This is a genomic window from Myxosarcina sp. GI1(2024) (assembly GCF_053543375.1).
Map to the genome: position 1 here is coordinate 256,524 of NZ_JBKGTY010000003.1, position 14,463 is coordinate 270,986.

Genomic DNA, 14,463 nt, shown 5'->3' on the forward strand with positions numbered 1-14,463 from the left:
TTTGAAGATGCTGAAGATATTGACTACTTACTCACAAATGTTGAGGGAGAAATAGTAACCGAGCAATGGATAGTTCAAACTTATGCTCAGAGAAACTGGATAGAAGTTTTCTATCGAGAAGCCAAGGGATGGTTAGGATTAAAAGAGTATCAAGTTAGAGATAAGAAGAGTTTGGAAAGACATTTTATTCTAGTTTTTTGTGCCTATACTTTTATCCTTTGGCATAAGCTTACTGGAGGTTTAAGAAGACGTTGGGCGAACAAACCTTTGGAGACATTTCCTGAAGCATTAGAAGCTTTTCGTACAGGTATATCTTATCGTTTTGTCCAATGGTTGAACCAAAATCGCGACGTATTCGTAGCTTATAAAGCTAGTTTGGGCTTTGTTTGGGCTTGATTTTTGTTTAAGTACCGTTAGAACGCACCCAGAAACGCAATAAGTTTGGTGGGGTAAAATACGTTTACGAGCAAGAAACAATGGAGGGGTTACGTAGCTATATCGAATACCAAATTACTAGCAGGTTTCCTCAAGCCAAAATTCTCTATTGGACGTAAATTAATAAAATGTACTTCTAATTTATTTCTAGTCGCTGCCGCAAGATAAACTCGGCGAGCGCCAAATCTACGGGAGTGGTAATTTTTAAGTTAGTTTCTTCACCTTCGACTATTTTTACGGGTAGGCGATACTTTTCAAATAAGGCTGCATCGTCGGTAACTTGCCAGCCTAATTTTCTACCCCGTGCGTGACACTCTTGGAGTAACTTAACTTCAAAGCCTTGGGGAGTTTGGGCAGCCCACAGATTGCTGCGGTCTGGAGTATCTTGAATATACTTGTCGGAATCTACTACCTTGATCGTATCTTTAACGGGAACAGCCGCGATCGCGCCTCGACAGGTTTGCAACACATCGGCACAACGGGTAAATAGTTCGGGAGTTGCCAAACATCTCGCCCCGTCGTGAATTAAAACTCGTTCTGCTTCGGTAGGTAGAACCGCCAAACCATTATCTACCGACTGTTGGCGAGTTTCGCCCCCTGGAATTAACTCTACTGGTTTGCTGAGGTTTAACTGTGCCAACACTTGTTTGAAATCGGGAAAATCTACTGGTTGTCCGATAATACCCATCCAGGTTAGACGATCGCACTTGTTGGCAGCAATTAGAGTCCAAGCTAGCAGTGGTTTGTCTAATAACTTTAATAACAGCTTATTGCGATCGCTACCCATTCTGCGTCCTACTCCCGCAGCAGGAATCAATAAATACATTCTTTTCTAAAATTAAGTTGCTCGGGCTATAAGTAAATGGACCAAATTAAAGTTAACTGTGAAGGTTAGGAGACAGGAGACAGGAGTAATAAAGGTTTTGGGCGAGCTACTAACTCTTGTTATTTTGCATTTAATTCTGTCTACCTACTTATCTTCCCCTAAATTCACAATTTTATTAAATTTTTTGCTGGCATTAACTAGCGACAATTGACCATCAATCATTAATCGATATTTTTAGAAAACTGGTTGACTCGAATTTTAGCATCAAAAAGTATTCTTTCCTTTTGTACGTCGAGGTTATTTACCTGTATGGCAATACCGTCTAACTCAAAATTGCGCAGATCTAATAGCTCTTTGGTACTTTCTAACAAAGCCTGAGTAAATTCAGGTGCTTCATTCTTATCAGAAACAAATTCTACATCTTCCACGACGATCTTGTTGCCGCGATCGACCACTTTGGGTACTGCTGTAAAGGCAATTTGTTTGGTTTCGGCAACTTCAGCTAGGGCAATTGTTGCCTCTAGGCTAATTTTTCCCTTTCCCAGCAGGGAAAAATTCACCTGTTGGGCATTAGCTGTCAATGTTTCACCATCAATAGTTACTTTTCGATTGTTGATTTTTTCTTTGATATATTCGCAGTTAAACGCTCGCTGAATATCGGCTTCGGTTAGGCTAACTTTTGCTGTGGCATCGGTGGGATGCTTCATTTCGATCTCGCCAACAGTAGCCTTAAGAGGATCGATCTCGATACTGTTAGTTTTGACATTTAATGCCTCGGTACGCAAATCTCGCTGCACTACTAACCCTTTACCCACGACATCGACAGAATCTAATTTTCCCTGGACGATATCTATGGGGTTGGTGCAAATATTTATATTTAAGTCTTCTAATCGATCGAACTGAGTTTCCAATCCAATTTCTACAGCTTTGCTGATTGCCTGTTCGCCAATATCCGGTGAGTTCATGGTCTAATTTCGATGATATTTTTAACTACTAATATTTTTTATTAAAGTCAAATACCTCAAGCGATCGCATCAACTAAAAGTAACAAAAGTAACAATTTGTAAATATTGGCAACAATTGGCGAGCGTAACTCAAGGGGATTAAGAGTCAATTTGCCTTTGGCTGCCAATAATTTAATTAAAGTTCTTAACTTAGTTCTCGTCGCGTGAAAGCTAGACGATAGTTAAGAAGATTGCGATTGTGGTGTTGATTCTTCTGTATTTACCTTATCTTCCTCAGCCGGTTCGGGGACAGAAGCAGTTTCTTGAGAATCTTCAGCTACTTCAGGTGTGTTCATAGAACTAGCTTCAGAGGTAGGAATTTCCTCGTCATTTGGTTGAGTCTCTGAAGTTAGATCTACTTCAGAAGCAGGAACTGTCTCATCATTCGTTTGAATCTCGGAAGTTAGATCTACCTCTGGCGCTGGTGATGGGGAGGCTGCTTGTCCAACGTCTACTTCAGGTGCGGCAACTTTCTCATCACTCGCTGGAAGTTCTGGAGTTTGTTCTACTTGTCGTTCTCGTTCAGAAGCAGAAACATCCTCACCAGCAGAGTCTAATTGAGACTTGGTTACTTCTGGCGATCGCACTTGGCTAACTGAAGGTAAAACTTCTCGCGTTGAAGACTCCGAAGTATTAGAAGTGGTTGCAGTGGAGTCTACCGGTGCTGCTCGATCCTCTGGCTGAGGTTTTACCTCTGAAAGCCCGGCTAGTGAAAATAATTCTCCTTGATAACGCATCTGATGAATTATACCTGCATCTAGATTTTGCTTACCGCTTTTTTGGGAAGCTTCAGCGATATATTTTCCTAAATTGGCACCAGCCATTTCTGCCTGTTCTAAATTATCAAAAGGATATTTGGCTATTTGACCGATTAAGAATTTTAGTTCCTTGTTTCCTTTACGAGTAGCGTTATTAATGCTGGCGGCGGAGATTTCTTTTTTGATGCTGGCAGAAATAGTTTTTTCGATAACTTTGCTATTCAAGCTATTTTGACTAGATTGACTCATTTGTTTTTCTTCCTAAATTAGATTTTCAGCTATCACTAAAACGATTTTAGAAAGAGTTGATAAAGTCTAGATTAAATGTCATCGACAGATCGATCGAGTTAGAGAAAGCCCGCGCTCTTTCTGTCTTGGATGGCTAAAGAACGGACGGCATTATCGCTCTTAACCTAAGTTCGGTTTATTACCTTCTGTTTTCTACTACTTCTAACTTCTCCAGCTCAGCGATCGCTTTTAAGATATTCTTCTTCAGCAACTCTTTTCAGTCGCCGTAACTGTGCCTGCATATCTTTTCTAGTTAGGTTGGTGGCAAAAAGAGCGAATCCCCAACTGACAATTGGGTTGGGAATAGTAAATTCAAAGCGATTGAGTAATATGGTACCTTTTTCAGTCGGTTGACATTCCCAGCGATCGCGCCCCTGAAAAAAACCTTTAAATTCCCACACGATTAACCCTGGTTCTCGTTCGACAATCGTACTTCTCAGACTGGGTTGCAACCAAGGAATTTTAATTGTAAAGCGACTCAGGCTTCCTTTTGCCGTACTCCAGTTACCAATTGGCTCGCACCGCAAAAGAGGGTTAAGCCAGCGGTGCATCAATTCTAAGTCAGTCAGACAACTTTCAGTGACAGTAGCACTAGCTTGAATGTAAATTGTTTGTTCGAAAACTTGCGGCGAAGACATCCCAAAAACACTGGCGATAAAATTAAAATTTTAGACGATTTTATTAATTCATTCTTAACAAAAAAATTACTAAATAAATTATGCCGATACTCGATAATACCTGAAGGTCAATCCTATCTATAGTCCGATATCGACTAGACATCATCAGAGAAATGCATTGAAATTATAAACTTTTTAAGCATTTCGGAGTTAGTTTGGCATAATTGACCCAGAAAATATATTTGCTTGCTAAATCGACAAGTAAGATATAAAGATCGCCTTAAGGTAATATTTATGGCGGTAGTAACAAGATGAATCACAACTAAAAACATGACACAAATAATTAGTGCTATTTCATCATCGGGCCTTTATCATTTAGCCCAGACAAATACCAATCCAATATTTTCTGACATAGGCAGTGACTTTGGTTCCTCGTTGCTGAACCTACTAAAAGCTATCGGTATCTTTATCTTAGGTTTGATTATTGCTTCTATTGTTAGAAGTCTTATTAAAGGACTGCTAAATAAAACCGATATAGATAACCGTATTGCTGCTTGGTTGACGGGACAAAGAGGAGGAGAGTCAATTCCAGTAGAAAATTGGATTGCCAATTTATTTTACTGGTTGATTATTTTATTTGCGGTAGTAGCTTTTCTCAATACCCTAGAGCTAGATGCAGTTTCACAACCGCTAAACTCGCTGCTAGAGCGAGTTACTAGCTTTATCCCGCAAATTATCGGTGCTGCCTTTTTACTAGGTATTGCTTGGATAATTGCAACTTTGGTGAAGTCCTTAGTTTCTAGAGGTTTGAGGGCTTTAGATATAGACCGCCGCTTGGGTGTAGAGACGACAGAGTCGACCTATATGCTCAGCGATACCATCGCCAACGCGCTTTACTGGTTTATCTTTCTGTTGTTTTTACCCGCAATTCTCAGTACTCTAAATTTAGAGGGAACCTTAGAGCCCGTACAAACTTTGCTAGACGAAATTCTAGCAATTCTCCCCAATATTTTGGGAGCGGTAATTATCGGCGTGGTTTTCTGGTTTGTCGCTCAGATCGTACGGCGAATCGTAACCAATTTACTGGCTGCCACTGGAATAGACAGCTTCGCTGAAAGATTTGGTCTATCTGCCACGGGAACGGGAAGACAATCTCTTTCCTCGATTCTCGGTACTTTGGTTTTCGTGCTAATTTTGATTCCTGGGGCGATCGCGGTACTAGAACAGCTACAGATTCAGGCAATTTCCAATCCGGCGATCGCGATGCTCAATCAGGTGTTAGAGCTACTGCCCAAATTATTTGCTGCAGCAGTAGTTTTAGCTTTTTTCTACGTTGCAGGTCGCTTTGTTGCCGATTTGGTTACTAATATTTTAACCAGTATTGGCTTTAACAACCTGCTACAGTGGTTGGGACTATCTACCGCGCCAAGCGTCGAACCCCCTGAAGGAGAACCTTTTGTCGCCGAAACTACCGAACAACCTACTGTCATTCAAGATGGAACTCCAACTACCAAAACACCCTCGGAGTTCGTGGGAATTATCGTTCTGGTAGGAATCATATTAATCGGCACTTTGACTGCGGTAGACATCCTTAATATTCCCGCTCTAGCTTCTGTAGTAGCAGTGATTTTGGAGATTGCTGCTCAGATCCTAATTGGCATAATCGTATTTGCCATTGGTTTGTATTTAGCCAATCTTGCCTACAATCTCATTTTAAGTTCGGGAGCTACTCAATCAAAATTACTCGCCCAAACTGCTCGCATCGTCACTATTGTCTTTGTCGCCTCCATCGCCCTAATTGAAATTGGGCTAGCACCCAATTTAGTCAACCTAGCTTTTGGACTGCTGTTGGGCAGTATTGCCGTAGCGATCGCACTTTCCTTTGGTTTGGGTGGACGAGAAGTGGCTGGAGAACAGCTCCGGGATTGGTTTAATTCATTTAAAAACCGCTAAGAAGTATTTTGATTTCTAGTTCAAATATTTCTGGAATTGCGAGTTCGCGCTTACTCCTAGTATTTATTTATTTTACTAGGAGTTTTTTTGAAAGCTAAAAAGCGTCTTATTTTTTTCTGCCTAATACCAAGATGTCGTCTACCCAAACGAAAACTGCTGTGAGAATTTGGCAAGCAGTCTATATTTTTTGACTTGGATCGGTTATTCTTTTTCAGAGAATCGCGATCCAAAGGACGAAAATAACAAAAATCCTCGCTATTTGGATAAGCTAGTTAAGGATATCTAGCTTAGTGGGTGGCAGAGAGAGGAAACGATTGAGCAAGCAAATAACTCTGATAGAACGATTAAGAACGCAAGTAGCAAACCAGCCTACTCCGAAACGGGCATTTGTTTTCCTTGCTGATGGCGAAACTGAATTAGATTGTCTGACTTACCGACAGCTAGACGAGCGAGCCCGGGCGATAGCCGCCAGATTACAAATCGACAATACTCGGGGAGAAAGAGCATTACTACTCTATCAGCCGGGATTAGAATTTATTACAGCTTTTTTGGGCTGCTTGTATGCTGGAGTAGTAGCAGTACCTGCTTATCCTCCTCGTGCCAATCAATCTATATCTCGTCTCTTGGCGATCGCCCAAGATGCTCGGGCAAAATTCGCTCTAACCACTCAAACTTGGCACGAAGCGATCGCCAAGAAATTTACCTCAGAAGCACCAGAGCAACAGCTACAGTTTATCCCCACCGATAGCATCTCGAGTGATCGTGCCTCAGACTGGAATTACCCTTCAATTCAGCAAGATAATCTCGCTTTTTTGCAGTATACCAGCGGTTCTACGGGCAAACCTAAAGGAGTGATGGTCACTCATAAAAATATCATGACCAACTCCCTGGCGATCAATCGCTGTTTTCAAAATCATGCCGAACAAATCGGGCTTTCTTGGCTGCCTCCTTATCACGATATGGGACTAATCGGGGGAGTGATTCAGCCCTTATATGCAGGAATGTCAGTGTATTTAATGGCTCCGGTAACATTTCTCCAGCGTCCCTATCGTTGGCTTAAGGCAATCTCTCACTATCGGGTTGGCTTTAGCGGGGGACCGAATTTTGCCTACGATTTATGTGTCGAGCGCCTGCAACCAGAACAAATACCAGACCTCGACCTGAGCTTTTGGGAATTGGCTTTTACCGGTGCCGAGCCCGTACGAGCCGCAACAATCGAACGCTTTAGCCAGCATTTTCAAAACTGTGGCTTTGATAGAGCGGCATTTTATCCCTGCTACGGCATGGCAGAATCTACTCTGATAATTACTGGAGGAAAAAAGTCGGCAGCGCCGGTGATTAAGAATTTCGACCGTAAAGCTTTAGAAGCAGATCGGGCTATTGAAGTTAAACCAAGGGAAAATACTACTAGTTTAGTTAGTTGCGGTCGCAATCTCCCCGGTCAAACTTTGGCGATCGTCAATCCCCACACCAGACAACAGTGTCGCGATGGAGAAATTGGCGAAATTTGGACGAAAAGCGACAGTGTCGCCCGAGGTTACTGGCAGCAGGCAGAGTTGACTGCCGCTAGCTTTCAAGCTCGAATCGCTAATACTGAACGTGATGGTTTTCTGCGTACTGGAGATTTAGGATTTCTTCAGGACGGGGAGTTATTCGTTACCGGACGTTTAAAAGATCTAATTATTATTCGCGGACGCAACTACTATCCTCAAGACATCGAGTTAACTGTCGATCGCGCTCATCCAGCAGTGCGAGCTGGTAACTGTGCGGCATTTGCCATTGAAACAGCAGGGACGGAAAAATTAGTCATTACTACCGAAGTCGAGCGGACTTATCTGCGCAAATTAAACACTGCAGAAATATCTAGAGCCATCCGTCAGGCGATCGCTCGACAGCACGAACTGCAGGTAGAATCAATTGTCTTACTCAAAACTGGCAGCATTCCCAAAACTTCTAGCGGTAAAATCAAACGCCACGCCTGTAAGCAGGGTTTTTTAGGGGGAAACCTCAACCTAGTAGGCAAATGGCAAGCTGCAGCCGAGCCTACCCCAAGTCGAGAGCCAATCGCCTTCAAGCTCCCTCAACATCGAGAACGACAAGCAACAATCGTTAGCTGGTTGAGGGATAACCTAGCAGGCACTCTGGAAATGTCTCCAGCAGAAATAGACCTTAACGAACCCCTGGCTAATTTCGGACTCAGTTCGATTCAGGCAGTGAGATTATCTGCCGATCTTGAAGATTGGTTGCAAGTCGAACTAGCTCCGACTTTAATTTATGACTATCCCACTATTGCCCAACTCGCTCGCTATCTCTCCCAATTAAACTCTCGCCGATCTAATTCTCAATCCCAAGCTTCTGCTGCGATTTCTTCACATTCTGTCCTTAATTCTCCCATCGCCATTATCGGGATGGACTGTCGTTTTCCGGGGGCGAATAACCTAGAAGAATTTTGGCAACTGCTGCGAGATGGTAAAGATGCCATCGGCAAAGGCGATCGCTGGTCGGCAGCTAGCTGGGGTGGGTTTATTCGAGATGTAGATAAATTCGACCCGCAGTTTTTCGGGATTACTCCCCGCGAAACCCAAAGCATGGATCCCCAACAGCGGTTATTGTTGGAGGTCTGTTGGTCGGCTTTAGAAAATGCGGCGATCGCACCCGATAGTTTGGCAGGTAGCAATACCGGAGTGTTTATTGGTGCTAGCAGTAACGACTACTCTCAACTGCAGTTGCATTATGGAACGGAATTGGATGCTTACGCGGGTACGGGCAATGCCCACAGTATCGCCGCCAATCGGATTTCTTATACTTTAGATCTGCGGGGACCCTCTCTAGCAGTAGACACTGCTTGTTCCTCCTCCCTAGTGGCAATTCATCTGGCTTGCCAAAGCCTGAAAAACGGAGAATGCGATCGCGCCATTGTCGGTGGGGTCAACCTGATCCTAACTCCCGAACTTACCGAAACCTTTTCTCGAGCCGGAATGATGGCAGCTGATGGACGCTGTAAGACTTTCGATGCCACGGCAGATGGTTACGTTCGGGGTGAGGGTTGTGGGATCATGATTCTCAAACCTTTGGAGCGGGCGCTCGTCGATAACGACCGAATTCTGGCGGTAATTAAAGGCTCGGCAGTCAATCAGGACGGACGCAGCAACGGTCTGACTGCCCCCAACGGACTGGCGCAGCGAGAAGTAATTCGTCGGGCGATCGCTAATGCTGGCGTAGCTCCTGAAGAAATTGGCTACGTAGAAGCTCACGGCACGGGTACTTCTTTAGGAGATCCGATTGAGGTCAATTCTTTAAAGTCGGTTTTGTCCCAAAACCCTAACGACCGCACCTGTTATTTGGGAGCGGTAAAAACTAATATCGGACACCTAGAAGCGGCAGCCGGTGTAGCTGGTTCGATCAAAACCATTCTCTGCTTACAACATCAAACTATTCCCCCCAATCTTCACTTCGAGCGGCTAAATCCCCACATCGATTTAAAGCGATCGTCTCTATCTATTGCTACCCAGCTACAGCCCTGGAAGTCAAGCAAACCCAGATTGGCTGGAGTGAGTTCTTTTGGGTTTGGAGGCACCAACGCTCATCTCATCCTTGAAGAATTTCCTGTCGCAGCAACCGAGTTAGCTTCAGAATCAGAACGTCCCTTACACTTGCTTGGTTTATCGGCAAAAACCGAAGCTGCATTAGAGGATTCGCTGGCGCGCTACGAAAATTATCTTGCTACCGATCCCGAAACATCCCTAACAGATCTTTGCTATACCGCAAATACGGGACGCTCTCATTTCGATTGTCGGTGGGCGGTAGTAGCTGGTTCGACGGCAGAACTACGGCAAAAACTGGCAGACTATAACCGGGGTAATTCAGTTACGGGAATAGTCCGCAGTAAGTTCAAATCTGGCGATCGCCGCCAAGTTGCTTTTTTGTTTACCGGACAGGGTTCCCAATATTCGGCAATGGGTTATCAACTCTATCAGACTCAACCCATTTTCCGCCAAGCTCTAGACCGCTGTGGGGAGATTTTACAACCCTATATAGATAAACCGTTATTAGAAATAATTTATCCCTCCCTAGAGGCAAACGACCGTTCGCCCCTACATATAGACCAAACTCAATACACCCAACCCGCTTTATTTGCCCTTGAATATGCCCTCGCCCAAATGTGGCTATCTTGGGGAATCGTTCCCGATGCGGTAATGGGACACAGCATTGGAGAATATGTCGCCGCCACCATTGCTGGAGTGTTTAGTTTAGAAGCGGGACTAAAACTAATTGCTGCCAGAGGGAAGTTAATGCAAGCTCAGCCTCAAGGGGGAACGATGTTTGCAGTGTTCGCCTCTGAAGCAACAGTTAGAGAAGCGATCGCGCCATTTGCTAGTAGGGTGGCGATCGCGGCAATTAATGGCGATCGCAATCTGGTAATCTCAGGGCAAGGGACGGACGTAGCTCGAGTAATTGAGAAGCTAACAAAGCGAGGCATTAAAAGTAAACAGTTAAAGGTTTCTCATGCTTTTCATTCTCCTCTGATGCGCTCGCTATTAAAAGATTTTCAGGAAGTGGCTCGAGAAGTAGACTATTCTAAGCCCAAATTAAAGCTTATTTCCAATGTTACGGGAGAATTAGCAACAGCAGCGATCGCCACACCAGAGTATTGGGTAGAGCACATTGTCGCTCCAGTCCAATTCGCTCGCAGTATCAAATTATTGAGCCAACACTGTAGGATCTTTTTAGAGCTTGGTGCCAAACCGATTTTATCGGGAATGGGACGTTCGGCATTAGCTAATGACCGCAATAGTGACTTCCTTTGGCTGCCCAGTTTGCGCCCCAAACAACCAGACTGGCAACAAGTGTTGCAGACTTTAGCTACTTTGTACGCTCGCGGTTTCGCTATCGATTGGCATGAGTTTGAGCGCGGTTATCCTAGAAAAAAAATTAGCTTACCTACCTATCCTTTCCAACGTCAAAGCTACTGGTTGGAGAAAGGGTCGGGGAATAATTTACTCCATCCCCTGACAACTAATCAGACTCCAAATATTACTGCCTCTACAACACCAGACTTCTATCAAATTTACTGGCAGTTAAACAAGGAATTAAAGGAATTAATCGTCCCCAATTCAAAAGTGAATCTCGCCGATTGTTGGCTAATTTTTAGCGATCGCCAAGGGATTGGAGCCAAAATCGCTGCCGAACTAAGGGCGAGGGGTAATACCTGTCAGTTAGTGACTCGCCAAGACGCTAACCAAATTGATAGCATTTTAGCCGACTGCTCTGATTTAGGTGGAATAATTTATCTTTGGGGTTTAGACCGAGAGAATTCAGATTCTCTAGAACTAAGCCAACAGTGGAAAACAAACTGTAATGGTCTGCTAGATTTAGTTCGAGGATTAACTCGACAGGGAACCATCGCCCCTATTTGGTTGGTAACATCAGGTAATTGGGCGATTGAGAACGAGATCGACATAGATGCGATTACTGCTAGTTCTATAGTAGGTATCGGACAGGCGATCGCCGTAGAACATCCCGAATATTGGGGCGGCATCATCGATCTTGCTGGGGAAGTTACAGACAAGCAAATAAATCATCTCATCCAGCTTGTCGCTAGTAAAGAGCGCGAAGACAGACTGGCTTTAAGAGGCGATCGCGTTTACGTTTCCCGTCTAGTCAAAACTGAGATACCCACTAATCACAACTTTAAAATTACTCCCAATTCAGCCTATCTAATTACGGGGGGCTTGGGTGCGCTGGGTTTACATCTGGCACGCTGGTTAGTAGATAAGGGAGCAAAGTATTTAATCTTAGCTAGCAGAAGCGAACCTTCTCCCACTGCCCGACGGGTAATTAACGAACTTAAGGCAAACGGCGCAGTCATCAAGCAGGTATCAGCGGATGTAACTCTAATGTCACATATCGAGGAAATAGTTAAGCTCGATTGGCATCTGCCTACAGCCTCTCCCCAACTAAAAGGCATCATTCATGCTGCGGGAATACTCGACGACGGGATCCTGCACAATCAAACCTGGGAAAGGTTTGAGAAAGTCATCGCTCCCAAAGTAATCGGTGCTTGCAATCTCCATCAGGCTACTAAAAATCTACCTTTAGATTTTTTCGTAATGTGTTCGTCAGTAGCTTCTCTGGTAGGTTCCCCAGGACAGAGCAACTATTCGGCAGCCAATGCTGGGTTAGATGCGATCGCCCGTTATCGGCACAGTCAGAACCTGCCCGCCTTGAGTATTAATTGGGGACCTTGGGCAGATAGCGGTATGGCAAGCGATCGCGGCTTCAATCAGTCGGGATTAGACCCGATCGAGCCACAGCAGGGATTAGCTGCCTTAGAAAAACTTATTGTCAGCAATGCAACTCAAGTAGGAGTGATTGCTGCCGACTGGAAGCAGTTGAGTCAGCAATTTAGCTACCTACGCCAGTCCAATTATTTTGCCGAACTGGTAGATTTACCCACTTCAAACCAAGCTTCCAAACGAGGAAATCGAGTTTATGCCGAACTACTAGCAACTCCAGTAGAGCAAAGAAAAGCTTATCTACTCGACTACTTACAGCAGGCGATCGCCGAAATTTTACAGAGCGACTCTGAAAATTTGAATACTAATGCTAACTTGCTCGATCTGGGTATGGATTCATTAATGATCGTCGAAGCGATCGCTCGTTTAAAAGCCGATCTCCAGTTGATGCTCTATCCCAGAGAGGTATACGAACATCCCAAGATCGATAGCTTGGCAACCTATTTAGCGGCAGAATTTAGCCAAACTCATGGGAAAACCGTTCGCAAAACTGTCAAACGTTCGATTGCTAATTCTTCTCAATCCCCTCTGACCACACCAATTGCCTTTATCCTCTCCAGTCCGCGATCGGGTTCTACCTTACTCAGAGTAATGCTGGCAGGACATCCCCAACTTTCTTCACCTCCAGAACTACATCTGTTGCCGTTCGAGACTATGCAGGAGCGAGAACGAGAATTAGGAGTCTCGCAGCTAGGAGAAGGCTTGACTAGAGCTTTAATGGCTTTAAAAAATCTCGATGCTGCCCGAGGTCGTGAACTGGTTAACGACCTAATCAGAGATAATCTTTCGATTAAACAAGTCTATCAAATGCTGCAACAGCTAACGGGCGATCGCTTGTTAATCGATAAATCTCCCACCTATGCCAGTAACCGAGAAACTTTAGACAAAGCCGAACGACTATTTACCAACGCTAAATACATCCATTTAGTCCGCCATCCCTATGCGGTAATCGAATCTTTTGCGCGAATGCGGATGGATAAGCTAATTGGTTCTAAAAATAGCGATCCCTACCTTTTAGCTGAATCGATTTGGCAAGAAAGCAACCAAAACATTTTTGATTTTTGTAGCGAACTAGATCCCAACCGTCACTATCTAGTGCGTTATGAAGAATTAGTCAGCCGACCCCGCGAGGTAATGGAAGGAGTGTGCGAATTTCTCGGAGTTCCTTTCGATCCTGCCGTGCTCACGCCCTATCGAGGCGATCGCCTAACTGATGGAGTATACAGTAATTCTCTGTCGCTAGGAGATCCTAATTTTGGCAACCGCAGGCAAATTGAGGCAAAACTAGCTTCTGCATGGCAAGAAATCGAGTTGCCCTCCCTGCTAGGTACTTACGCCCAACAAATCGCCCGTCGGCTTAATTACCAATTGCCCCACGAAACCGAATCTGCTGCAGATTTACCCATGCAGGAAATTTTACTCAATATTCGCGGCTTGCGAATCTGCCTCTGTATGTGGGGTCCAGAAGAAGGACCGATCGTACTTTGTTTGCACGGTATTCTCGAACAGGGTGCGGCTTGGTCGGAAGTAGCAATTCGTCTGGCTCAAAAAGGCTATCGAGTAATTGCCCCAGATTTGCGAGGACACGGCAGGAGCGATCGCGTCGGTAAAGGAGGTTCTTATAATCTAGTTGACTTTTTAAGCGATATCGATGCGATCGCGGAGAATTTGGCAGGAAAAGCCTTTACTTTAGTCGGTCATTCTCTAGGGTCGGTAGTTGCGGCGATTTTTGCAGCAATTCGCCCTCAAAGAATCAAAAACATCGTCTTGGTAGAAACAATTTTACCCACCATTTCCGAAGATGATGATGCCGTCGAACAGTTAACTACTCAGCTAGACTATCTAGCATCTCCTCCCGAACATCCTGTATTTCCCGATGTCGAAGCCGCTGCCGAACGTCTGCGCCAGGCTACTCCGGCTCTTTCTCGGTCTCTAGCAATGTTACTAGCAGAACGCATTACCGAACCCTGTGAAGGGGGAGTGAGATGGCGATGGGAGCCTTTACTGAGAACTAGAGCGGGTATTGGCTTTAATGGTATCGGGCGATCGCGCTATTTAAAACTATTGAGAAAGATTAAAATTCCCATTACTCTAGTTTACGGAGATAAAAGCAACTTTAATCGCAGTGAAGACCTATCGGCACAGCAAAACGCCATGCCTACAGCCGAAAAAGTGGTTTTGTCTGGAGGACACAATCTACCTTTAGAAACTCCTTCAGCTCTAGCCAAAATTATTAGTGGTGCCGTCGCTCTAACCAATAAGTTGATTCCTTAGTAATCCCGATCT

General features: G+C 44.5%; 7 protein-coding genes and 1 pseudogene. 4 read left to right on the forward strand and 4 right to left on the reverse strand.

All coding sequences use genetic code 11. The features are described 5' to 3' along the window. Nucleotides 1–396 (forward strand): annotated as a pseudogene (locus ACLFKQ_RS14785) (IS701 family transposase); the annotation flags it as partial. 80 nt (nt 397–476) lie between these two features. Then, on the forward strand, nt 477–554 hold the full coding sequence (locus ACLFKQ_RS14790; protein WP_449001040.1) for a hypothetical protein: 78 nt from the start codon (nt 477–479) through the stop codon (nt 552–554). Nucleotides 555–571: 17 nt separating this feature from the next. Here ACLFKQ_RS14790 and ispD read toward each other — a convergent pair whose 3' ends face one another. The 4 genes from ispD to ACLFKQ_RS14810 all read right to left on the reverse strand — a co-directional run bounded on the left by ispD (nt 572) and on the right by ACLFKQ_RS14810 (nt 3,949). Next, on the reverse strand, nt 572–1,261 hold the full coding sequence (gene ispD, locus ACLFKQ_RS14795) for a 2-C-methyl-D-erythritol 4-phosphate cytidylyltransferase (RefSeq protein WP_449000572.1): 690 nt from the start codon (nt 1,259–1,261) through the stop codon (nt 572–574). A gap of 221 nt (nt 1,262–1,482) precedes the next feature. Then, a complete protein-coding gene (locus ACLFKQ_RS14800) occupies nt 1,483–2,226 on the reverse strand; it encodes an LmeA family phospholipid-binding protein (protein ID WP_449000573.1) in 744 nt (247 codons plus the stop codon). A gap of 221 nt (nt 2,227–2,447) precedes the next feature. Continuing rightward, nucleotides 2,448–3,272 (reverse strand): hypothetical protein, encoded by an 825-nt coding sequence (locus ACLFKQ_RS14805; RefSeq protein WP_449000574.1) that lies wholly within the window; start codon nt 3,270–3,272, stop codon nt 2,448–2,450. A 215-nt stretch (nt 3,273–3,487) separates the two neighbouring features. Then, nucleotides 3,488–3,949 carry an SRPBCC family protein gene (locus ACLFKQ_RS14810; protein ID WP_449000575.1) on the reverse strand — a complete coding sequence of 154 codons (462 nt, stop codon included), beginning with the start codon at nt 3,947–3,949 and terminating at the stop codon, nt 3,488–3,490. A 309-nt stretch (nt 3,950–4,258) separates the two neighbouring features. On the opposite strand from ACLFKQ_RS14810, the gene ACLFKQ_RS14815 reads away from it, so the two are divergent. After that, complete coding sequence (locus ACLFKQ_RS14815; RefSeq protein ID WP_449000576.1) at nt 4,259–5,881, forward strand: mechanosensitive ion channel; 1,623 nt, start codon at nt 4,259–4,261, stop codon at nt 5,879–5,881. A 314-nt stretch (nt 5,882–6,195) separates the two neighbouring features. Further along, entirely contained in the window at nt 6,196–14,451 is an 8,256-nt protein-coding gene (locus tag ACLFKQ_RS14820; RefSeq protein ID WP_449000577.1) for a hybrid fatty acyl-AMP ligase/type I polyketide synthase, read from the forward strand. Nucleotides 14,452–14,463: the final 12 nt, after the last annotated feature.